This is a genomic window from Alistipes finegoldii DSM 17242 (assembly GCF_000265365.1).
GTDB lineage: Bacteria > Bacteroidota > Bacteroidia > Bacteroidales > Rikenellaceae > Alistipes > Alistipes finegoldii.
Genome location: NC_018011.1, coordinates 554,926 through 578,919, shown reverse-complemented (window position 1 = coordinate 578,919; position 23,994 = coordinate 554,926). Strand labels below are relative to the sequence as shown.

Below are 23,994 nucleotides of genomic sequence, written 5' to 3'. Positions count from 1 at the left end.
TCGTCCATTCGTGTGAATCATTTCAGCCGTAAGTTATGGCAAAAACGCTCACGGGGTGTACAGCTTCGGAATATTTTCATATCTTTGTTTCATCCTGCTTCGCACAGGGGACGAAGAGGGTATTAGTGACGCAAAAGGGCTTCTGCGCCGGGTAGGAGCCTGAAAGCCTCTCCCGGCAGCTGTCGGAATACTTGAGGGATTGGTATTCCGGACAGCAATAGGGCGGTCGAATTTCGACCGCCCTAATTTGTTTATTCGGTGCGAGCTTGTTTACGGCTGTTTGTCATAGTTCGAGCGGCCGGCCGCGGTAGAAGTCGAGGATTTTCGACCGGAATACGAATTCGTATTTCGCCTGCACGAGTTCCGACTCGGCCTTTTCCATACGTGTTTTGGCGTCGTTGAAGTCGAAGACCGTCGAACGGCCTGCGTCGGCCTTCTGCTGTTCGTAGGCGAAGGCCACCCGTGCCGAGGTGAGGGCGGCGTCCGCCGAACGGTATTTCCCGTAGGCGGCGTCGGCGTTGTACCACGCCTGCTCGATCTCCTTGCGCAGCGATTGCTCGGCGTCGGTCACGGCCAGCTGTTGTTTGCGCATGGCTATCCGGGCCGAGAGGATGCTGTTGTGCGTGGCGCGGCGGTTGAAGATCGGAACGCTCATCGACACGCCGACGAACTCGCTGCTGTTCTTGCGGAACTGGGTGCCGAAGGCGGCCTCCTGCGTGCTGTAGATGCCCGTGCCGTAGCCTCCGCGCAGCGAAAGCGAGGGGTAGAGCGCGGATTTGGCGATCCGGACGGCATTTTCGGCGCTTTCGAGCCGCAGGCGTTCCGCCTTGATGTGGGGGCGGTTCTCCGTCGCATAGGCATAGACGTCGTCGGCCGTGCCGAGCATGTGCAGCGATGCGAGCGCCACGCTGTCGAATTGCGGCGCCACGATGTCGAATCCCGCCGCGCTCTCGCGGTTGAGGGCCTGACTCAGGTTGAGCAGCGCCAGCCGCAGGTCGTTGCGGGCCTGCGTCAGATTCAGTTCGTCGTTGGCCTGCAGGGCTTCGCTTTCGTAGCGTGCCGATTCGGGCTGTTTGCCCGCGGCGACCAGCTCGCGGCTGCGGACGGCCTGCTGGGTGCTCAGTTCGAGCTGGCGTTCGGCGATCTGGGTCAGCTCCTTGTTGTAGAGAACCTGCAGGTACAGCGTCATGACGTTGATTGACAGGTCTTCGCGTGCGCGTTCCAAATCCTGCATGGCGGCGGCGAGGTCGAGCTTGCCGCCCTTGATTTCGCGGTTGATGCGGAATCCGTCGAAGAGGGGCATGCTGGCCCCGACGTCGAACGAGCCGCTCTGGATGGTTCCCGTCTTGCGGATGTTGTCGTCGGAGGTGCCGCGCCCGAAGGTGGCGTTGTAGCCCACCGATGCGCTCAGGTCGGGCAGCCGGCTGTATTTGGAGGTAGACAGTTTCACGTCGGTCTGCTCCACCTGCAGGGCCTGCTGCTGTACGCCGACGTTGTTGTGCAGGGCATACCCGATGCAGTCGTCGAGCGACCACGGCGTGCCGGGCGCCGGCGTTGCGGCCTGCGGCGCGGCCTGTACCGTCTGAGCCGCGGCGGCAGCCGTACAGAGCGTCATGGCAGCCGCGCTGAGGGCGGCGAATAGGGTGCTGGTTTTCATGCTGCGATGCATTTGTGGTTATTTCTTCTTCTCTTCCCGTGCGCCGCGGACTTTGCTCTCGGCGGTCACGCCCTCGGTCAGTTCGATGTTGATACCGTCCGACAGCCCGATCTTGACCTCGTGCTTGTCGAAGGTCTGCTCCTCGGCCCCGTCGGCGCTGGTGAGCAGGTAGACGTAGGTTTTGTCGCCCTCGAATTCGACGGTGCTTTCCGGCAGGGTCAGCACCCCTTCGCGGCTCTGGATCACGATGCTGGCGTTGGCGCTGTATCCGGCGCGCACGAAGACGTTTTCGGGAATCTTCACGGCCGCCTTCACTTCGAACATGATGACGCCGTTGTCTTCGGTCGCTTTGGGTGAAACGTACTCCAGCAGGGCGTCCAGCTCGACGTTCTGCAGGGCGCCGATGGTCAGCTTGACGGGCATCGTCTCGTGGAGCTTGCCCACGTCGGTCTCGTCGACGTTGCCCCGGAAGAGCATGTTCGACATGTCGGCAACCGTGGCGATGGTCGTGCCGTCGTTGAAGGTGTTGGACTGGATCACCGAGTTTCCGACCTTGACCGGGACGTCGAGGATCATGCCGTCGATCGTCGAACGGATCTGGGTGTTGCTCAGCTCCTTGTAACGGCTGGTGATGCCGTTCTTGACGATCTCCATGTTCTCCTTGGCGTTCTGCAGCTCCTCCTGCGCTTTCCGAAGCGCGGTGCGGCCCTGCTCGTACTCCTCGTCCGACACCACGCCCTTCTTGTGCAGGGCTTCCGTGCGGTCGAATTCGCGGCGGGTCTGGTCCAGCGATATTTCGGCCACCGAGACGCGCGATTCGGCGCTCGACAGCTGACCCATTTCGGGGACGACCTTCACCGTGGCGATCACCTCGCCCTTGCGGACCATCTGCCCGGCCTCCTTGTAGACGTCGGAGACGATGCCCGAAATCTGGGGCTTGATGAGCACCTCGTCGCGCGGCTCGACCTTGCCCGTGGCGACCACGTACTGTTTGAGCGTGTCGAGTTTGGGCTGCACGATCGTGTAGACGACCTTTACGGGGCGGGTCTTCTGCCACAGGAACCAGAACGTTCCGAGAAGCAGCGCCGCAAAGAGCACTCCCAGAAAGATTTTCAGAAATTTTTTCATAGCCGTAATCTGTTTGTTTAATCGTTTATTCTTCGCGTATTGCATCCACCGCCTTGATGCTCAAGGCCCGGTATGCGGGGATGACGCCCGCCAGCAGGCTGCCTGCGATCAGGATGAAGAGGGCCAGCATGCCCGTCCCGAAGGAGATCTGCCACGACACTTCGAATCCTTCCTGCGCCACGGTGACCGCCTGATAGTAGACCGAATCCACGACCGACAGCACGCCGACGGCGGCCGTGAGCCCCAGTATTCCGGCGATGAAGGTGAGGATGAAGCTCTCGGAAAGTATCTGCGAGATGATGGCCGTAGGCGGGGCGCCCAGCGCGCGGCGGATGCCGATCTCCTGCGTGCGCTCCTTCACGAGCACCAGCATGATGTTGCTCACGCCGACGATACCTGCCAGCAGCGTGCCCAGTCCCACGATCCACGTCAGCAGGCCGATGCCCCAGAACAGGCTCATCACCTTGTCGAACATCTCTCCGGCGGACATGGTCCAAGCGGCCTTTTCGTCGTCCGGCGAGATCATGTGCCGGGCGAAGACGGCTTCGCGGGCCGCTTTCTCGACCTGTTTGCTCGGAACGTCCTTGTAGCCGGCCAGCGCCAGCAGGTGTATCGTGCGGCCGTAGCCGAACATCTGCTGCGCCAGCGAGATCGGGACGACAACCGTGCGTTCGACGTCGCTGAACGACATGGCCGACGATTCGCGGCGCATGACGCCGATGATGGTGAAGTAGCTTCCTCCGACCTTGATGACTTTGCCCGTCGGGTCGGGTTCGCCCGGAAAGAGGTCTTTCTGCACCTGCGTGCCGATGACGCAGACCTTGCGCTTGTGCACCATGTCTACCTCGTTGATGTAACGGCCTGCGATGATCTTCTGCGGGTTGATCTTCTGGTAGTCGGGCGTGTATCCCATCATCTGATAGTCGCCCTTGCGCTCTTTGTAGCTGCAGTGGAGTTCGTTGCCCCAGATGACGCCTGAGGTGTACTCCACCTCTTCGAGTTTGCTGACGGCTTCCAGATCGTCGTTGTCCATTCTCCACCAGCGTCCCGTGGGCATGCCCTTGTAGGGGACCGAGGTGCGGCTGCTTTGCAGCAGCACCGTGTTGGTGGACATGCCGCCCAGCTGGGCGCGGAACAGGCGTCCCAGCCCCATGCCGGCTCCCAGCAGTACGATGAGCATGAAGATACCCCAGAATACGCCCAGCGCCGTCATGATGCTGCGCTTGCGGTTCCGGCTGATTGTCTGCCAGATTTCGTTCCAGCGGTCCGTATCGAAAAATCTCATGGCTCCTTATTTATTATAACGCAGGGCGTCGATCGTTTTCAGTTGTGCGGCCCGGTAGGCGGGGACGTATCCTGCGATCAGGCCCGCAATGACCAGTACGACCGTGGCGCTGACGGCCACGCCCAGATCGAGCGTCGGATTGAGGAAGATGCTGCCGCCGAAGTTTCCGGTCTGGGCCGGCGTCTGGTTGATGACATAGTTGACCGCCTCCATGACGGCAACGCCCAGCACCATGCCGATATAGCCGAACATGGCCGTTATCATCACCGATTCGGTCAGGATCAGGCGGATGATCGACACGGGTTTGGCGCCCAGCGCCTTGCGGATGCCGAATTCGGAGGTGCGCTCCGTGACGGTCACCAGCATGATGTTGCTCACGCCGACGATGCCCGCCAGCAGGGTGCCCAGACCGATGATCCATACGAAGAGGTTGATGCCGCCGAAGACGATCATCATGCTCTTGTACTGCTCCATCGTGTTGCGTATCCACAGGGCGCTCTGGTCTTCGGGATCGTAGTGGTGTTCGGCGGCCAGCCGTTTGCGGATGCGCTGTTCGAACGCCTCCATCTGCGCGTCGGTGTCGAGTCCGTGTACGGTGATGATCGCGTTGTCCACGACCGGATCGTTGGCCTTGAAGATCAGCTGGCCGGTCGTCAGCGGGATGTAGCCCATCGAATTGCGCTGCTGGGCGTCGCCTCTGTAGACGCCGGCCACGCGGTAGATGTTGTTGTGGATTTTGACCGGCTTGCCCAGCGGGTTGTCGCCGCGGAAGAGTATTCTTTCGAGCGCCTCGTCGATGACGATCACCTTGCGGTAGTTGTGGATGTCGGCCTGATTGATGAAACGTCCCTTGACGATCTCGACGCCTTCGATCTGCTGGATCTTGGGCAGCGAGCCGCGCAGGCTGATGTCGGCGAAGCGGTCGAGGTAGGTGGCCGTGGAGCCGCGGTACCACGCTTTGGCGGCGACGTCGTCCACTTCGGGGAATTCATTGACCAGAATTTCGAGGTCCCGGTTTTTCAGGTCGATGCTGCGCCATTTGTTGTAGCCGGCGTAGGCCTTCGAGGTCCAGCCGCCGGAGATGGTGATCGAGTTGGTGGCGTAGTTGCCGAAATTCGACAGCACGCCGTTCTTGAGTCCGTTGCCCGATCCCAGCAGGATGACGAGCATGAAGATGCCCCACGCGACCGAAAATCCCGTGAGGAACGTGCGCAGTTTGTTGCGGCGCACCGAAGTCCATATCTCCAGCAGCAGCTCTCTCATCGCGTTGCCAGTCCGGTTTCGGTGATACTGCTGATGACGCCGTCCGTCAGGCGGATGATTTTGTCCGTCTGGTCGGCGATCGACTGTTCGTGGGTGACGCAGATGATGGTCATACCCATGTCGACGTTCACGCTGCGCAGCAGGTTCATCACCTCCTGCGAGGTGACGCTGTCCAGTGCGCCCGTGGGTTCGTCGGCGAGGATGATCTGCGGTTTGTTGATCAGCGCCCGCGCGATGGCCACGCGCTGTTTCTGACCGCCCGACATCTCGTTGGGCATGTGTTCGGCCCACTCCTTCAGGCCCAGCATGTCGAGGTATTCGAGGGCGAGGGCGTTGCGCTTGCGGCGGGAGACGCCCTGATAGTAGAGTGGCAGGGCGACGTTTTCGACGGCGTTCTTGTAGTTGATCAGGTTGAAGGACTGGAAAATGTAGCCGATCATGTTGTTGCGGGCCGCGGCGGCCTGCGTCTCGCTGAGATCCTTGATCAGGCGGCCGGCCAGATAGTAGCTGCCGCTGTCATAGTCGTCGAGGATGCCGAGGATGTTGAGCAGCGTCGATTTGCCCGATCCGGATGCGCCCATGATGGAGACCAGTTCGCCCTTTTCCACCGTGAGGTCGATACCCTTGAGCACATGCAGGGGCGACCCGTTGTCGTAGGTCTTGTTGATGTTTTCCAGCTTTATCATATTCTGTCTGCCGTTGTAAAGCGGTTTTGTAAGGTTGCGTAGTTACGATCTGTAAGCCGAGGGAAACGGCGTCGGGAACAAAGGTATTAAAATATTCTTGAAAAACAATTTGTTTTTATCGAAAATCAATAAAAAATTACTAAACACCAATAAACCGTCGGTTGATAAGCGCAAATATAGGTAAAATATTTATACTTTGTGCGACATAGTACTGTAAAAATAAAATTAATCTTTGGGACCTATGTTTATAAGCCGTCCGTTTTCGCTGTAATGCAGGTATTTCCGTGCGGAACGCATGGGGGATTTGGCGAAACGGTCTTTGCCGAGCCGGACGGAATCGAATCTCCTGCCCGTAAAAATTGTTGAAATGGTTAAAAAAACGCTTGAAAATGCACAAAAAATATTCATTTTAGTTATATTTGTTGCGTTAGGTCAATCATATGAGGAAACTTCTGCTACTGTTATTCACGCTAATTCCGGCCGTAGTTTGGGCGCAGCGTTACGATTTATCGGGGCGGGTGCTGGTCAAGGGCACCGACAAACCGATCGCTCAGGCTGTCGTCGAGCTGCCGCAGGCCGGACTGTGGGCCGTGGCCGACGGCGACGGCAATTTTACCGTGAAGGGCGTGCCCAAAGGCGCGACCCGTTTCGTGGTGTCGTGTCTGGGATATGCGACCACGGAAACCGAACTCGACGTCCGCGCCGGCATGGGGCGTATCTTGCTCTATGCGCCTGAGGACAATCTGAAACTGGAAAGCGTCGTCGTCACGGCCAAGGAGGCGCCCAATGCCATGGCCACCTCGCGGACGATCGGCGGCAACGCCATCGACCACCTGCAAATGGTGAACGCTTCGGATATTTCGTCGCTGCTGCCGGGCGGCAAGACGATAAATCCCGATCTGACCAAAGACAATGTCTTTTCGCTGCGCAGCGGCGGTTCCGCGGCCGGAAACGCCTCGTTCGGCACGGCCGTCGAGGTGGACGGCGTGCGCATCTCGACCAACGCTTCGCTGGGCGAAATGTCGGGCGCGAGCACCCGCAACATCGCTTCGACGAATATCGAGTCGGTCGAGGTGGTGACGGGCGTGCCTTCGGCCGAGTACGGCGATATCTCGTCGGGCGTGGTGAAGATTTCGACCCGCAAGGGCAAGACGCCCTATACGCTGGTGCTCTCGACCAATCCCCGCACCAAACAAATCTCCGCCTCGAAGGGTTTCGATCTGGGTACCGACCGCGGCGTGCTGAACAGCAGCGTGGAGTACACGCGGGCCATGAAGAACCCCACGTCGCCCTACAGTTCCTATTCGCGCACGGGCATTGCGCTCAATTACCAGAACACCTTCGCCAAGGTTCTGCGTTTCAATTTCGGCGTGACGGCCAACATCGGCGGCATGAATACCGAAGACGACCCCGACGCGCAGGTGGGCGAGTGGGAGAAGGTGCGCGACAACGCCCTGCGGGCCAATACGTCGCTCAAATGGCTGCTCAACAAACCGTGGATCACGTGCGTCGATTTCGATGCTTCGCTCAGCTATGCCGACAAGCTCGCACGCAGGCACACCTACCAGTCGTCGGCCACGGAGACCCCGGCCGTCCATGCCGAAAGCGAGGGCTATTATATCGCCGAAATGCTTCCGGCGACTTTCTATACGACGCGCAATATCGACTCCAAGCAGCTCGACTATGCGGCGAATCTGAAGGCCACTTGGGTCCGCAGCTGGGGCGACGTGCATAGCAATGCCAAGATCGGCGCGTCGTGGCGCGCCAACGGCAACGTCGGGGAGGGAGAGTATTATGCGGCCCCCCCCCTTGCACCCGACGGGTACCGCCCCCGCCCCTATACCGATATTCCCTACATGCACAACCTCGCGGCCTACCTCGAAGAGACGCTGACCGTGCCGCTGGGAACGACCTCGCTGCAGCTGATGGCGGGTGTGCGCGCCGAAAAGACCTTTATCAAGAATACGCAGTATGAAAATACGTCGAGTCTTTCGCCGCGCCTGAACCTGAAGTTCCGCATCAACGACCATGTGACCGTCCGCGGCGGCTGGGGTATCACCGAGAAACTGCCGTCCTTCAACGTCCTCTATCCGCTGCCCGAATACCGCGATACGCGGGTGTTCAGCAACACCTACAGCCCGAACCGGAGCGTGTACGTCTATCACACGCAGCCTTACCAGATACTCTACAACGACAACCTCCGCTGGCAGCGCAACCGCAACGCCGAGGTCGGCGTCGATCTGCGTATCGGCGGCACTTCGGTTTCGCTGGTCGGCTATTTCAACCGTACCAAATACCCCTATGAACTGAGCGCCGCCTACGAGCCGTTCTCCTACAAGGTGATGGGGCTGCCCTCGAAGATGCCCGACGGCTCCTCGTTCCAGATGCCGTCGAATCCGCTCTTCAGGGTGGACAGCCAGACGGGTGAGATCTTCGTCCGCGACAAGGACGACCCCTCGGCCGGATGGATCGCCATGGAGACGACTTCCACCAAGCGCACCTTCGTCAAGAATACCTACCAAGACAACGGCTCGCCCGTGGACCGCATGGGTCTGGAGTTCGTCGTTGATTTCCCGCAGATCAATCCTATCCGCACGCAGCTGCGGCTGGACGGCGCCTACGGCTATACCAAATACGTCAATAAAGGCGAGGCGTCCTATTATCCTTCGACCACGACGGGCGGCGAATTCTTCCCCTACGTGGGTATTTACGCCGACAACGGGGGCAGCTCCGTCGTGACCTACAACGGCCGTAAGACCCATGCGCTGGATGCGAACCTCACGGCCACGACCCATGTGCCCGCGATCCGCATGATCGTCACCCTCCGACTCGAAGCTTCGCTGGTGAAGCGTTCGCAGAACCTTTCGGAGTACGACGGCCGCGAATACGCCTTCAACGCGGACGAGGACCGCAATCCCACGGGCGGCAGCATATACGACGGCAACAGCTATACGGCGATCTGGCCCGTGGCCTACCTCGACCTCGACGGCAACCGCCATCCCTTCACCGACGCCCAGAAAAACGATCCGGCCTTCTCCTCCCTGCTGCTTCGTTCGGGCAATGCCTACTCGTTCAACGGCGACGGGTACGATCCCTATTTCTCGGCCAACCTGAGCATCACCAAGGAGATCGGGGATCATGTATCCATCTCGTTTTATGCCAATAACTTCACCAATTCCCGGCCTTTCGTCGCGTCGTACGCTTCGGGAGTCAAGGTCGTCTTTACGCCCGATTTCTATTACGGCCTGACGGTGCGTCTTAAATTCTGAAAACGATGAAAAAGCTATTTTGCATATTATCCTGCCTGCTGGCCGCCGGCTGCACGTCGTTCGAAGGCAATCCCTACGGCGATACGCTGCGGTCGCTCAGCGTGCAGGTCGTTTACCCCGAAGAGTACGCCTCCTTCCTGCGGGAGGGCGTTCCGGTGAAACTCACCGACCGCAATTCGAGCAACGTCTACACCGCGCTGACCGATGCGCGCGGCGTGGCGGCCTTCGACGTGGCCGCCGGGCATTACCGGCTTTCGGTGCTCGACCGCCCCGATGCGTCGTCGGTCTTCAACGGCGCCGTCGAACAGGTGGACCTCGCCGGCGCGGACCGGAATGTGAGCGTAGAGTTGAAATACGCCAAGCCGGGCACGATCCTCATCAAGGAGATCTATTCGGGCGGCTGTCCGCAGGACCCGCCTGCGACCGGTTCGTATGCCGACGACAAGTATATTGTCCTGCACAACAACAGTTTCGACACCTACTACCTCGACGGCCTTTGTCTGGGTATGGTCGCGCCCTACAACTCGAACGCCAACAATCCGTGGACGAGTACGGACCCTTCGGGCAACATCGTTTTCCGCGACTACGCCGCCATGCCGGACTGTATCTGGATGTTCCCCGGCACGGGCACGGATTTCCCGTTGGAGCCGGGCGAAGAGGCCGTCGTGGCCTATTACGGCGTAGATCACACGCAGACCTACTCCCAGTCGGTGAATCTCAACCGGAAAGGCTACTTCGTGCTTTACGACATGGTGCATTATCCCGGCAACCGGCTGCATCCCACGCCTACTCCGGGCGATCAGATCGATGAGTCGCACTATATGAAAGTGCTGAAAAAAACCGGAACGAATACGGCCGTGGTCTATGTGATATCGCAGAATTCGCCCGCCGTGATCCTTTTCCGGGCGCCCGGCGATTTCGATCTGGACGCCTATCTGGCCAATGATCTCGAATCGGCGATCGCCAGCGGCAGCGTCGTCTATTCGAAAATTCCGTGGGAGTGGATCGTAGACGGCGTCGAGGTCTGCAACCTGTCGGAAGCGACCAGAAACAAGCGTCTGCATACCGATGTGGACGCCGGATACGTCGGATTCTCGGCCAAGGCGCAGGGACACAGCCTCTACCGCAGGCTGGACGAAGAGGCCACTGCGAGCGCCGGATTCGACCGATATGTGGATACCAACAATTCGTCGAACGATTTTTACGAGCGTGAGACACAATCTTTGCGTGAATAGCCTATGAGACGGATTTTAACACTGCTGATGATAATTGCCGTCTCAGGCGCCGCGGCACAGGAGCGTTTCGATTATGTTTTTCGCCGCAATCCGTGGAACGGCGGCCCGAACGCCGCGGGCATCCGGCAGGACAGCCTGAGCCGCTCCTATGCCGAAATCTATTTCACCAAGGAGACCGGCGGGATGACCGGCCATTCGTCGTCGGACGACAGCTGGAACGCCGGCGCGCGGACCGAGTCGGTGCGCCATCTGAAAAAGGTCTCTTTCGCGGGCGGCTTCGGATACGACTATTTCGACGGCCGCAACATGTGCGGTTCGATGTTCACCCAACCGGGCTATTATCCCGTGGATATTCTCGAATTTACGCCGGGCCGCAAAATCCGCGAGGACTATACCTTCACGGGCGGCGTTTCGGCCGTGCTGGGGAGACGCTGGACGGGCGGCCTGCGCGTGGAGTTCGAAGCGCAGAACTATGCCAAGCGCAAGGACCTGCGTCACAAGAACACGCGGCTCGACTTCGAATTCTCGCCCGGCGTGATGTACCATGCGGGCCGTTTCGCCGCGGGCGCGGTCTATATCGTGGGCACGAACAGCGAAAAACTCGAAGCCGAGGAGATCGGCTCCACGCCCGAATCGTATCAGGCTTTCTTCGATCGCGGTCTGGGTTACGGCTCGCTGCAGCTTTGGGAGAGCAGCGACATGCACCTCACGACCAGCGGCGTCACGGGATTTCCCGTCCGGGAGAATACGCAGGGCGCGGGCGTGCAGCTGCAGTACGGACCGGTCTATGCCGCTGCCGCATATCGCAACCGGCAGGGCGAGACGGGCGAGCGCGGCATGATCTGGCATGAGTTCGGGACGCATCAGGTGACGGCGAACGCCGCCCTTTCGCTCGGAAACCTGCAGCGCAGGCACTTCGTGCGGCTGCACCTCGACTGGCGGTCGCTCCGGACCGACGAGAACATCATCACGACGGAGACCGTCAACGGTGTGACGAAGCCCTACATTCACGGCTCGACGCCCATCTTCGGGCGCAAGGGGCTCGATCTGGGGGGCGAGTACGAATTTGCAAACCGTTATACGGACCTGCGCGCCGGCGTGGCCTATTCGCAGCTCAACCGCGAATCGACGCTGATGTATCCCTATGTCAAGGGGCAGAAGCTGCACTTTACGAAAGTCTATGCCGAACTGATCCGCGCCTTCGGGTTCTGGGAAGTGACCCTCGCCGCCGACTACCGTCAGGGCGGCTTCGAGGAGTGCGAAAAACAGTTCGAGACCTCCGGCGAGCAGCCGGGCGAGTATCCCGGACAACTGACCGGATATTACAATTATGAAACCGAATACCTGACGGCCAAACGGCTGGGGGCGGGACTGGGCGTGCGGCGCAACATCGAGCGGTTCTACGTCGAACTGTATGCGCGCTACGAACACGGGTTCGATCTGCAATACGTCGCGCAGCCCAACCGGGTGCGGGCGACGGTGAGTGTGGGATATAATTTTTAACTTAAACGGATAGAGCTATGAAAAAGATTTTGATGATTGCGGCAGCCGCGGCAGTGTGCTTTGCCGCCTGCTCGAAGAACGAAGGCGGGGTTCCGGGCGACCGGACGCTGCGTATCACTCCGACGATCGGCAATCCTTCGCTGACGCCGGCAGCCATGACCGCCTCTACGCGCGCCACGGATACCGATTTCGAACTGGGCGACAAGGTCGGCCTGAAGGTTACGATGACCGCCGACGGCAAGGATTTCGTGTCGAACAAACCGATGACTTTCGACGGCACCGATTTCAAGACCGAGGGATTCCTCTGGTATGAGGACATCAATGCGACCTCGACGCTCTTCGCCTATTATCCTTGGCAGGAGGGCGGGGATATTCCCGCGGAATTCTCGGTCAAGGCCGATCAGAGCGGCGACAACTACACGGCTTCGGACCTGATCGTGGCCGTGAAGGCGGGCGTCAAGCCGACGCTGTCGTCCACGCAGATGACTTTCAAGCACAAGATGTCGCGCATCGTTATCGACGTGACGAACGAATCGGGTTTCGATATTACGAATATCGTCATCAAGGGCGCCGTGGGGACGGGCGTACTCGATCCAGCGACGGGCAACTTTACGGCCAAAGCGGACGCGGAGGCTTCCGACCTGATCGCCAATACGGCGACTGCGAACAAAGTCTACTATGCGCTTCTGGTGCCGCAGAACGGTGTCAAACTGATGGTTACCGTCACCACGGCCGACGGCAAGAAACGCACGCAGACGCTCGGTACGGCCGACTTCAAGTCGGGTGAGAACCGCCGCATGGAGTGCAACGTGCAGCCGGCCGACATCGAGTTGAAGTTCAGCGGTCCGATTACGGGCTGGGTGGACGGCGACGACCTGCTGCCGGACGGCGAAGGCGAGGTCGAGACCCCGACCGTCGAATGGGGCGGCGTGAAGTACGAGATCGTGACCCTGAAGGACGGCCGTACGTGGATGGCCGAAAACCTGCGCTACGTGCCCGAAGGCAAAACCATATCGAGCGACCCGAAGGATGGCAGCGGCGTATGGTATCCGTGCAATCTGTCTAAAGCGGCCGATCCGTCGCTCGTCGAAAGCAACGGTCTGCTGTACAGCTATCCGGTGATGCTGGGGATGACCGGCGACATGACGGGTGACAATTTCGACCAGTATGAAGGGGCGCGGGGTATTTGCCCCGAAGGATGGCATATCCCGACGATGGCCGAATGGCTCAAACTGGCGGGTGTCGGCAGCGGCAACCTCACCGATCCGACGTCGCCCTATTTCGAACAGACGCAGAGCGGCGGTTCGATCGTTAAGCTCAATAAAGACGGGTTTAACATCGCAGGCTGCGGTTATGTCAATGCGGCAAATGTCACGGCGACTCCGGCCTATATGGCGACAGCCTCGGCTGCCGACGCCTCGGCGTTCGGCATGGGGTATTTCCCCAGTTCGACCGGCTATAAGGTTACCTACAATACGGCCGACGACCCGGCCAGCGGCATTAAGAACATTCAGTATTATGCCGGCATGATCACCTACAACAAGAGTTTCAACCGTATAACGGTCGCATACCAAGGCGGTTACTGCGCCGCTCCCGTCCGCTGTATCAAGGACAGGGAATAACCCGCTCCGCACACACAAACACAATACTTAACGATACATGAAACGCAAACCCAATTACCTGAAGCACATCCTGCAGTGGGGCGTACTGGCCGCCATTGCAGGCACGGTGCTCTGGGCCAACTTCAGCGAAAAACCCGTCGATGTCGAGGCTTACTGTCCCTTCGGCGGTCTGCAGGCTTTCGGAACCTATCTGGTGAACAACTCGCTGGCCTGCTCGATGTCTATGCTCCAGATCATGATGGGCCTCGTGCTCGCCGTGGGAGTGATCCTGTTCAGCAAACTTTTCTGCGGCTACCTCTGTCCGCTGGGCACCGTCGGCGAATGGATGGGCCGCGCCGGAAAGAAACTGCATCTGCAGGTCGAGGTTCCGTCGGGCAGCATCGTAGACAAACTGCTGCGCGTGGTGAAGTACGTGCTGCTCTTCACGATCCTCTATTTCACGCTCTCGTCGAGCGAGCTGTTCTGCAAGAAACTCGATCCGTTCTATGCCGTGGCTACGGGATTCAAGGGCGAGATCGTGCTCTGGATGTCGCTCACGAGCCTTACGCTGTTGCTGCTGGGCGGCTTCGTGGTGAAGATGTTCTGGTGCAAGTATATCTGCCCGCTGGGGGCGGCCAGCAACATTTTCAAATTCACGCTGCTGTTCGTCATCGCGGCCCTCGGCGGCTGGATTCTCGGCATGCTGGGCGTTGCGGACGCATGGATCTGGACCATCGGCGGCGCATGTCTGGCCGCATATGTCGTCGAGATCGTCAAGATGCGCAGCTGCGTCTTCCCGCTGATGTACATCGAGCGTGACATCCGCACCTGCAACAACTGCGGTCTCTGCGAGAAAAAGTGCCCCTATCAGCTGCCGATCCACGACTACGTGAAGGTGAAGCACGTCGATTGCACGCTTTGCGGCAACTGTATCGGCTCCTGTACGAAGGACGCCCTGCAGGTCAACGGCCGCCGTTCGCTGCGCTGGGTGCCGGGACTGCTGGCCGTCGTGCTCTTCTTCATCGCTGTGTGGATGGGTTCCACGATGGAGCTGCCCACGATCGACGAGAAATGGGGCGATTACGAGCAGGTCGAGAATCTGCAGACCTTCGAGATGGAGGGATTGCAGACGATCAAGTGCTTCGGCTCTTCGAAGGCCTTCTCGGCCAAGATGCAGACCGTGCCGGGTGTTTACGGCGTGAAGACCTTCGTCCGCCGTCACGGCGTCGAGGTGCTGTTCGACCCCGCCAAGACCGACACGCTGAAGATTCAGGCCGCGATTTTCGCTCCGACGCTGCGTAAATACGCCATGCCGGGCGAGAACGTGCCGATGCTCGACGTGGTGAAACTCGGCGTCGAGGGACTCCACGACCGGATGGATATGATCTACTTCGGCATGGTGCTGCAGAAGATCGAGGGCGTATACGGCTTCACCTCCGAATTCGCCTGCCCCGTGGATGTGACGGTCTACGCCGATCCCGCCGCCGGCATTACCGAAAAGATGTTCGAGGAGGCGATCGACGCCGAAGAGCTGGTGATTCCGGCCAAGGAGGGCGAAAAGGTGATTCCGATGCACACCGTGCTCAAGAGCTATGCGGTCGCCGGGCAGGTTTCGCGCGAGGAGTTCGCGCAGATCATGTTCCGCGACGTGGAGAAGCAGGCGGGCAGGTTCATTGCCAACATCGAGAAGTGGGGCGACGACGAACAGTTCCCGAAGGCTGTCTACGAAATGGCGTTCCCCGGTATCGAGAAGATGCCGATCCGCAATGCGTTCCCCTATTTCAAGAGCTTCCTTTCGTGCTCCGAGGGCATTGTCTCCGTAGATTTCGTGCTGCGCGACCTGACGCCCGTCATGCGTATTCACTATGTGAAGTCGATGTGGAACGACGAGAAGCTCTGGAAGGAGATTTTCCAAGCCGAGAAGTGGACGCTCCGCATGGCCGACGGGACCTTCAAGGAGGCCGATCCGCGGCTGAAGTTCACCAATCCGGGCAAGACCGTAACCGAATAAAATGACCGGGAGGGGATCGGCTGACGGTTTCCTCCCGTTTTATGAAGATGAAAGATATGAGAAGATGGATAGCCTGTCTGGCCGTCGTGCTGCTCTGCATGCAGACCGCCGTGGCCGACGAAGGCATGTGGCTGATCAACCGGCTGGGGGAGATTTACCCTCAGATGAAGTCCAAGGGGTTGAAGATAAAGGACAAGGAGATTTACAACGAGCAGACTTCGGCGCTCGCCGACGCCGTAGTCGCCGTGGACGGCGGTATGGGAACGGGAAGCATGATCTCCGACGAAGGGCTGATGATAACCAATCACCACGTCGCGTTCAGCGACATCTGCGCCCTTTCGACGCCCGAACACAACTACCTCGAAACGGGTTTCTGGGCCCGTACGCGCGGAGAAGAGATTCCCGTGGCCGGCAAGACCGTGTGGTTCCTGCGCAAGGTGGTCGATGTGACCGAGGAGGTCGAGGCGATCCGCAACGGCATGATGGCCGAAGGAAAATGGGGCATAATGGGCATGCGCCGCGTGTACAAGGAGATCGAGGACCGTTATGCCGCGCAGACCGAACACGAAGTGTCGTGCTACTCGATGTGGGGCGGCAAAATGTACCTGATGTTCTATTACGACGTTTATAAGGACGTGCGGCTGGTCGGAACTCCGCCCATTACGCTGGGCGCTTTCGGCGGCGATCACGACAACTGGGGCTGGCCCCAGCACAAGGGCGACTTTACGCTCTACCGGGTGTATGCCGACGCGGAGGGACGTCCTGCGGAGTATTCCGCCGGCAACGTGCCGCTCAAGCCCCGCCGCGTACTGCGTATTGCGACGGGCGGCGTGCACGACGGCGACTTTGCGATGGTGATCGGATTTCCGGGCCATACGAACCGTTACGCTTCGTCGTTCGCCGTGGCCGAGAAACAGCGTGTCAAGAATCCCGTCGTCGTGGCCAACCGCCACGACCGGATGGATATTCTCAAGCGCCATATGGAGCGCGATCCGAAGGTGCGCATGAAGTATTCCGACTCCTATTTCGGGCTGAGCAACTATGCCGATTACGCCAAGTGGGAAAACAAGTGCCTGCGCCGTTTCGACGTGGTGTCGATCCGTAAGGCCGAAGAGGAGCGTCTGCAACGCTGGATCGAAGCCGATTCGGCGCGCAGGGCCGAGGACGGCGGGCTGCTTGCCGACCTTGAACGCGGCTACGAGGGCCGCCGGGGCGCCGAACGCAGTCTCAACTATTTCCGTGAGGCGTGGCTCGGTCCGAGCGAGGCGCTGCTGGTGGCCAACCGCGTGTCGTCGTACCTCGGCAAGCTGGACCGCCTGAAGCTGGATTCGCTGAAGATCGACTCGAAGGATGCGCAGAGCGTGGTTGCCGGAAGCGGCCGCCTGCGCCGCAACTACGATGTCGAGACCGACCGCGACCTGTTGGCGAAGATGATCGTGAACTTCACGAAGCATGTGCCGCGCGAGATGTGGGGCGAACAGTTGACCGAGATGTACGATGCGGCGGGCGGCGATGCCGACCGGATGGCGCGCGAAGCGTTCGATGCGTCGTTCTGCAGCGATCCCGACCGTTATGACGCCTATTTCGAACGGAACCGCTCGGTCGCCGAGATGCGCCGCGATCCGCTGGTCAGACTCACCGAATCGGTGCGGGTGCAGCGGTTTACGGGCGGGGTGGACAAGGCCGAGAGACGGGTTCGCGCGCAGGTGGGCAAGGCCGAAAGCCGTTATGCCGGCCTGCTCTACGACTTCCGCGCTTCGGAAGGGATTGCGCAGTATCCCAACGCCAATTCGACCATGCGCCTGACTTACGGCAGTGTCGTGCCCCTGAATCCGTCGGACGGCGTGCATTACGATTCGCGCTCGACGATTGCGGGTTATATGGAGAAATACAACCCCGACGAGTATGAATTCCGGGTCGATGATCGCATGAAACGGCTGATTGCCGCTGAGGATTGGGGCCGCTGGGGCGAAAAGGGTACGCTCTGCGTCAATTTCCTGACCGACAACGATATCACGGGCGGTAATTCGGGCAGTCCCGTGCTCGACGGCCGCGGACGGCTGATCGGACTGGCCTTCGACGGCAACCGCGAGTCGATGGCCGGCGACGTGTGGTTCCATCCCGATCTGGCGCGTACGGTCTGCGTCGATATCCGCTACGTGATGTGGATTATCGACAAATATGCCGAGGCGGACTGGCTGCTGGACGAAATGAAATTTGAAAAATAGTTCGGAATCGGATCGGCCCCGGCTCTGCCGGGGACTCCGGGTTTTCGGATAGATGAAGACGCCTGCGGTTGCCGCGGGCGTCTTTTGTTTGTCGTGGTTACAGGCGTTTCGATTTGTCTGCGCAGAATTTGTGTCGTAGGGGCGGGTGCCCGGTGAAAGATGGGAAGCGGCGCAATGCTGTTTTCATCCGCTCCGCCGTCCGAGCCTTTTTGCCGACCGGCCGTCATGCGGCTGACGCAGGGGACCGCCGGGGGCTGACTCCTGCGTTTCTGCCTGCCGCCTGACCTCGGTGCGTTACCCCAATATTCGCCGCAGTTCCGGGATGTCGGCTGCGAGGTAATCGGGACTGGCCTTTTCCAGCTCTTCGCGGCTGCCGTAGCCCCACAATATGCCGATCGACTCCATGCCTGCGGCCGCGGCTCCCTCGATGTCGAAGCGGCGGTCGCCGATCATGACGGCCTGCGACGGATCGTCGATGCGCAGTTGTGCGAGGGTCTCGCGGATTACGCCCGCTTTGGTCGAGCAGGGACCATAGGCCGTTCCGCCGCAGATGAGCGTGAAACGGTCGCGGAACCCGAAATGCCGGGCGATCCGTTCGGCCAGAAAGTCGGGTTTGGAGGTGGCGATGGCCAGCGTCGCACCCTGCGCCTGCAGGGCGGACAGCAGTTCGGGAATTCCCGCGTAGAGCTTGTTTTCGAAGATTCCCTGACGGCTGAAGTATTCGCCGTATTTTTCGGACGCCTCGTCGGCTTGGGCGGAGGTCATGCCGTAAAATTCGCGGAACGAATCCCGCAGCGGCGGTCCGATAAAGGGACAGAGCGTCGTCAGGTCCTCGACTTCGATCCCGAAGTGCCGCAGGGCGTACTGCACCGAGCGGGTGATGCCCTGCATCGGGTCGGTCAGCGTGCCGTCGAGGTCGAAAAGGAGGTATTTCCAGTGCATAGATTTTCAGGTTTTTTGTGTGGTAACGGGCAAAGTTCGCCTTTTATTTTGTTTTCGCCCGGTTTTCGGGCCGGGAACTGCACGACAGGAGACCGCTGAACACAATACGGGCCGCAGCTGTAAAGTGCGGCCCGTACTGTTGCTGTCTCCGTGCATTTACTTAATCCGCAGGAACGTGTAACCGAAGCGTTCGCAGGCGGCTTTTTCCAGCTCTTCGCGCACCGAGGGGTGGGCGACGGAGATCAGCGCACGGGCGCGCTCGGCGAGGTTGCGGCCTCTCAGGTGCGCTACGCCGTATTCGGTGACCACGTGCTGGACCATGTGGCGGGTCGTGACGACGCCCGCGCCGGGCGTCAGCAGCGCTTTGATCTTCGATTCGCCCTTCGGGGTGGTCGAGGGGATGGCGATGAAGGTTTTGCCGCCCTCCGAGAGCGCACCGCCGTACATGAAGTCGTGCTGACCGCCCACGCCTGAGATAATGCGTTCTCCGACCGAGTCGGCGCACACCTGTCCCGTGAGATCCACCTCGACGGCCGAATTGATCGCCATGACGCGGGGATTTTCGCGGATGCGGAACGGATCGTTGGTCCACGCCACGTCTTTCATCAAGAGGTCTTTGCGGTAATCCATATAATCGTACAGACGGCGCGAGCCGAGGGCCAGCGACGCGACGGTCGTGCCGGGCATGACCTTTTTCAGCGAATTGTCGATTACGCCGCTTTCCAAGAGCGGCAGGACCCCGTCGGTCATCGCTTCGGTGTGCAGGCCGAGGTGCTTGTGGCCCGTGAGAGCCGCCAGTACGGCGTTGGGAATGCCGCCCACGCCGATCTGAAGCGTGGCGCCGTCGGGGATCAGTTCGGCGATGTAGCCGCCGATCCTGCTTTCGATTTCGGAGGGTGTCGCTGAGGGGACCTCGACCAGCGGATCGTCGACCTCGACGGCCGCCGCCACGCGCGAAAGATGAATCACGGCGTCGCCGTAAGAGAACGGCATGGCCGTATTGACCTGTGCGATGACCGTCTTAGCGCACTCCACGGCCGAAACGGCCAGATCGGCCGATACGCCGAACGAGCAGTAACCCTCCTCGTTGGGGCGCGAAAGGTTGAGGATCGCCACGTCGACAGGCAGCGTGCCGTCGCGGAAAAGCCCCGGAATCTCACCCAGAAAAGCCGGGATCGACTGGCCGTAACCTGCGGCCAGCCAGCGGCGGATGTTGTTGGCGACGAAAAGGCTGTTTACGAGGAACGTGTCTTTGTATTCGGGCCTGCAATAGGGGGCATCGGCCCGTCCGACGGCGAATCCGGAGTAGATCTTTACGTCGGTGAGTTCATCGGCACGGTCGGTCATGGCTTGGACCAGCACTTCGGGAATCGAGGTGCTGCCCTGAATGTAGACGCTGCTGTGCGATCGGATGAGCTTTGCGGCTTCGGCGGCTGTCGTGAATTGCATAGGCTTATCGGTGGTTTTGCCCGAAGGCGGTTAGTCTGGCTTCCAAGAGGTCGAACTGTTCGGGGCGGTTGAGCTGCGAGACGCAGACGCGGATGCCCGGCTGGCGGCTGCCGGTCGTGGTGAGCGAAATGGCGCAGATGCCGTAGAGCAGCAGTTCGCTCAGCAGCTCCGAGCTGGTCAGATCGCCGTAGCCGACCGTGTAGAAGAATCCGTCGCTTACCGCCTCGTCCTGATCCTTGTCGTAGACGATGCGGAAACCGTGGCGCAGGAACAGCTCCTTGGTCAGCCGTGCGCGGCGTGCGTATTCCGACGTTTCGGCCACGAAATCCAGCCGGCCGTCGGCCGCGGCGCGGAACATGGCCGCGAGGGCGTACTGGGCTGAATGGCTCGTGCCCGACGATGCCGCATAGAGTATCGTCAGCACATAGGCGTCGCCCAGACGGGCCATGCCGTAACGCTCCCGGAGCGCGGGATACTGGCGGGTGTAGAGCGTGTCGGAGATCGCCGCGACGGCGATGCGCTGTCCGGCGTAGCTGAATATCTTCGACCCGGAGATCATCAGGATATAATTCTGCGTATAACGGGCGACGCTGGACTGATAGGGCGCTTCGAAAGGCCGTCCCAGCGGTTTGCGGAAGTCCATGCAGAGGTAGGCCAGATCCTCGATGACGATGGCGTCGTACCTGCTCGCCAGTTCGCCGACGGTGCGCAGCTCCTCTTCCGTGAGGCAGATCCATGCCGGATTGTTGGGGTTGGAGTAGACGATGGCCGCCACGTCGCCCTGCGTGAGGTAGCTTTCCAGCTTGGGACCCAGCTTTTCGGCGCGGTACTCGTAGATGTCGAACGAAGCGTGCGGGATATTGAGGATATGCACCTGATTGCGCTGTACGGGGAATCCGGGGTCGATGAAGAGGATTTTGTTCTTCTTCGGGTCCAGCTGCGAGCAGAGCAGGAACAGCGTGAAACTGCCCTGCATCGAACCGACGGTCGGAATGCAGCCCTGCGGTGCGACGCCGATGTCGAGGAACGCGCGGATGAAACGCGAAGCCTGCTCCTTCAGTTCCGGAATGCCGGACATGCTGGGGTACTGCGACGCCACGCCCTGCCGGAGGGCTTTGCATTCGGCTTCGACGCCGACCTGTTCGGGCGGGAGTCCCGGAACGCCCATTTCGAGGTGCAGGAATTCCGTTCCCGTTTCGTTTTCCAGTATGCGGGCGATGTCGCCCGACTGGCGGATGGTCGCCTGCGCGATGTCGGCGATGTCCATGCGCTCCAGCGCGGAGTCGAGCACAGAGCGGTCGAGTGGAAGCCGTTCCATTATTCGGTCTGTTTTTGTGCGTATTGGTATCCTGCGCGGAACGCCGCGAGGTTCATCTCTACGATCTCTTGGCCTTTGCGGGCGAAGATGGCGCGGATGCCGGCTTCGAGCTTCTCGGCGTCGATGCCCAGAAACGGCGCCGCTGCGCCCAGCAGTACGATGTTGGCGGCGCGGGGCGATGCCGCGCTCTTGGCAATGGCGTCCACGTCGAGCGCCACGACGTGCGGCAGTGCGTCGAGTTCGCGCCGGAGGGCTTCCGCTTCGGGATAGTTCGGGATATTGATCAGCGGCGCGGTGTTGGTGATTACCCACCCCTCCTTCGAAAGCCACGGCAGGTAGCGCAGGGCTTCCATCGGTTCGAGCGAAATGATGATGTCGGCGACGCCCCGCGCAATGAGGTCCGAAGCGATTTCGCCCGACGCGATGCGCAGGTTCGACTGTACGTCGCCGCCGCGCTGGCTCATGCCGTGGACTTCGGCCTGCTTGATGCTGAGGCCTGCGTCGAGGGCCGCTTTGCCGATGACGGTGGCGATCGAGAGGATGCCCTGTCCTCCCACGCCCGAAAGTATGATGTCCTTTTTCATAAGTGTTCCGTTGTTTGCTGGTTGGTGTTCGTTGCCGCGTTTTTTCCGGTCGCGTGTTTGCCGCCGTCAGTGCCGTCGGCCCTATTGTTTCTGTTTGGCGGCGTTGTGGCGTTTGGCGGTCTGGATGCACTCGCGGCGGGGGATGACGACCGAAACCCCGTCGTAGGCGATCTCCTCGCGGAGCATGGCTTTCATCTCTTCCCGGTTCTTGGGAAGGGGCACCACGACGCGGATATGGGCCGGATCGACGCCGATGCCGGCGCATATCTGCTCCAGACGGCCCGTGCCGGCCGAATCCTGTCCGCCGGTCATGCCCGTCGTCAGGTTGTCCGAGATGATGACCGTGATGTTGCTGCGCTCGTTTACGGCGTCCAGCAGTCCCGTCATGCCCGAATGGGTGAAGGTCGAGTCGCCGATGACGGCGATCGACGGATATACGCCCGCGTCGGCGGCTCCTTTGGCCATCGTGATCGAAGCGCCCATATCGACGCAGGTGTCGATGGCGTGGAACGGAGCCAGCCAGCCCAGCGTATAACAGCCTATGTCGCTGAATACCTTGGCGTTTTCGTGTTCGTCCGCAATCTCTTTCAAAGCCGTGTAGACGTCCCTGTGGCCGCAGCCCTGACACAGGGCCGGCGGACGCGGCACGACGATTTGGCTGGCCGCGTGCGTGGCGTGCGGCGCGAGTCCCAGTGCGGCGCGCACGCTGTCGGGCGTGAGTTCTCCGGTGCGGGGCAGCTGGCCCGTCATGCGGCCGCGAATATCGAGCGGTGCGGGCAGGATACCGCGCACGGCCTGCTCGACGACGGGTTGTCCCTCTTCGATGATGAGCAGCGAACCGCACTCCGACGCCATGCGGCGCACGAGTGAGGCCGGAAGCGGATACTGCGAAATTTTCAGCACGGGATGCGGACAGCCGCCGGGATAATTCTCCGCGAGGTAGTTGTGGGCGATGCCGCAGGCGATGATGCCGACCGATTTGTCGGGGGCGTCCGTATAGCGGTTGAACCGGCTCTCTGCGGCTTCGGTCTCGAACCGGGCGTAGTCGTCGAGCAGCGTGTTGTACCTTACGCGCGAATTGCCCGGCATCAGCACCCACTGGCGCGTTTGGGCGGGGTAGGAGCGTTCGTTCTCGGCGCGGACGCCGGCGACTTCGACCACGGCCCGCGAATGGGCCATGCGGGTTGTCAGACGCATCAGTACGGGAATACGGTATTTCTCCGAGAAGTCGAAGGCCGCCTGCACCATGTCGTAGGTCTCCTGCTGGTTCGAAGGTTCGAAGGTCGGCACGAGGGCGAACTGGCCGTAAAAGCGCGAGTCCTGCTCATTCTGCGACGAGTGCATCGAAGGGTCGTCGGCCGCGACCACGACCAGCCCGCCGTTGGCGCCGGTCATCGCCGAATTGACGAATGCGTCGGCGGCGACGTTCATGCCCACGTGCTTCATGCAGACCAGCGCCCGTTTTCCGGCGAACGACATGCCGAGGGCCTCCTCCATGGCGGTCTTTTCATTGGCCGACCAAGTGCAGTGCACGCCGCGCTCGGCGGTGAGCGGATGACCCTGAATGAATTCGGTTATTTCGGTCGAGGGCGTGCCCGGATAGGCATAGACGCCCGACAGTCCGGCGTGGAGCGCGCCCAGTGCGAGGGCTTCGTCTCCGAGTAGTAGTTCCCGTTGCGCCATAAGATCGTGGTGTTATCCAGTTTCTACAAATCTAAGAAATTTTCAATTAAAATGCCAGAATTGATAATAAAAAGTTGTAAAATGATTGATATTTATTTTAATAAATCAGTTGATAAGAATACCAATCTGACAAACAGACTTTAAGAGGATTT

16 protein-coding genes are annotated in these 23,994 nt (G+C 60.2%); 6 read left to right on the top strand and 10 right to left on the bottom strand.

Annotation, left to right across the window (positions count from 1 at the left end; all coding sequences use genetic code 11):
- Positions 1–283 precede the first annotated feature (283 nt).
- The 5 genes from ALFI_RS02500 to ALFI_RS02480 are packed head-to-tail and all read right to left on the bottom strand — an operon-like array spanning position 284 to position 6,019.
- Positions 284–1,669, bottom strand: a complete 1,386-nt coding sequence (locus ALFI_RS02500) for a TolC family protein (RefSeq protein WP_009597809.1) — start codon at positions 1,667–1,669, stop codon at positions 284–286.
- A 6-nt stretch (positions 1,670–1,675) separates the two neighbouring features.
- Positions 1,676–2,785, bottom strand: a complete 1,110-nt coding sequence (locus ALFI_RS02495; RefSeq protein ID WP_014774652.1) for an efflux RND transporter periplasmic adaptor subunit — start codon at positions 2,783–2,785, stop codon at positions 1,676–1,678.
- Positions 2,786–2,810: 25 nt separating this feature from the next.
- Entirely contained in the window at positions 2,811–4,070 is a 1,260-nt protein-coding gene (locus ALFI_RS02490; protein WP_009597828.1) for an ABC transporter permease, read from the bottom strand.
- Positions 4,071–4,076: 6 nt separating this feature from the next.
- The gene (locus ALFI_RS02485) at positions 4,077–5,333 is read right to left on the bottom strand and encodes an ABC transporter permease (RefSeq protein WP_014774651.1); all 1,257 of its coding nucleotides are present in this window, start codon (positions 5,331–5,333) and stop codon (positions 4,077–4,079) included.
- Positions 5,330–6,019 (bottom strand): ABC transporter ATP-binding protein, encoded by a 690-nt coding sequence (locus ALFI_RS02480; RefSeq protein ID WP_009597793.1) that lies wholly within the window; start codon positions 6,017–6,019, stop codon positions 5,330–5,332. Before ALFI_RS02480 ends, ALFI_RS02485 begins: the two co-directional genes overlap by 4 nt.
- A gap of 440 nt (positions 6,020–6,459) precedes the next feature.
- On the opposite strand from ALFI_RS02480, the gene ALFI_RS02475 reads away from it, so the two are divergent.
- The 6 genes from ALFI_RS02475 to ALFI_RS02450 are packed head-to-tail and all read left to right on the top strand — an operon-like array spanning position 6,460 to position 17,866.
- A complete protein-coding gene (locus ALFI_RS02475) occupies positions 6,460–9,288 on the top strand; it encodes a TonB-dependent receptor (RefSeq protein ID WP_014774649.1) in 2,829 nt (942 codons plus the stop codon).
- 5 nt (positions 9,289–9,293) lie between these two features.
- Complete coding sequence (locus ALFI_RS02470; RefSeq protein WP_009597840.1) at positions 9,294–10,523, top strand: DUF4876 domain-containing protein; 1,230 nt, start codon at positions 9,294–9,296, stop codon at positions 10,521–10,523.
- Between the two features lie 3 nt (positions 10,524–10,526).
- A complete protein-coding gene (locus ALFI_RS02465) occupies positions 10,527–12,026 on the top strand; it encodes a DUF6850 family outer membrane beta-barrel protein (protein WP_014774648.1) in 1,500 nt (499 codons plus the stop codon).
- A gap of 17 nt (positions 12,027–12,043) precedes the next feature.
- Positions 12,044–13,648, top strand: a complete 1,605-nt coding sequence (locus ALFI_RS02460) for a fimbrillin family protein (protein WP_244264997.1) — start codon at positions 12,044–12,046, stop codon at positions 13,646–13,648.
- 37 nt (positions 13,649–13,685) lie between these two features.
- Entirely contained in the window at positions 13,686–15,638 is a 1,953-nt protein-coding gene (locus ALFI_RS02455) for a 4Fe-4S binding protein (protein ID WP_014774646.1), read from the top strand.
- Between the two features lie 56 nt (positions 15,639–15,694).
- Positions 15,695–17,866 carry a S46 family peptidase gene (locus ALFI_RS02450; protein WP_014774645.1) on the top strand — a complete coding sequence of 724 codons (2,172 nt, stop codon included), beginning with the start codon at positions 15,695–15,697 and terminating at the stop codon, positions 17,864–17,866.
- Between the two features lie 294 nt (positions 17,867–18,160).
- Here the strand turns inward: ALFI_RS02450 and ALFI_RS02445 are convergent, their stop codons facing one another.
- The 5 genes from ALFI_RS02445 to ALFI_RS02425 form a co-directional block, all read right to left on the bottom strand.
- On the bottom strand, positions 18,161–18,808 hold the full coding sequence (locus ALFI_RS02445) for an HAD hydrolase-like protein (protein ID WP_014774644.1): 648 nt from the start codon (positions 18,806–18,808) through the stop codon (positions 18,161–18,163).
- Between the two features lie 156 nt (positions 18,809–18,964).
- Positions 18,965–20,257 (bottom strand): acetyl-CoA hydrolase/transferase family protein, encoded by a 1,293-nt coding sequence (locus ALFI_RS02440; RefSeq protein ID WP_009597877.1) that lies wholly within the window; start codon positions 20,255–20,257, stop codon positions 18,965–18,967.
- Positions 20,258–20,261: 4 nt separating this feature from the next.
- A complete protein-coding gene (locus ALFI_RS02435) occupies positions 20,262–21,575 on the bottom strand; it encodes an aminotransferase class I/II-fold pyridoxal phosphate-dependent enzyme (protein WP_014774643.1) in 1,314 nt (437 codons plus the stop codon).
- Positions 21,575–22,159 carry an indolepyruvate oxidoreductase subunit beta gene (locus ALFI_RS02430; RefSeq protein ID WP_014774642.1) on the bottom strand — a complete coding sequence of 195 codons (585 nt, stop codon included), beginning with the start codon at positions 22,157–22,159 and terminating at the stop codon, positions 21,575–21,577. Before ALFI_RS02430 ends, ALFI_RS02435 begins: the two co-directional genes overlap by 1 nt.
- An 81-nt stretch (positions 22,160–22,240) precedes the next feature.
- Positions 22,241–23,842 (bottom strand): thiamine pyrophosphate-dependent enzyme, encoded by a 1,602-nt coding sequence (locus ALFI_RS02425; RefSeq protein WP_014774641.1) that lies wholly within the window; start codon positions 23,840–23,842, stop codon positions 22,241–22,243.
- Positions 23,843–23,994 lie beyond the last annotated feature (152 nt).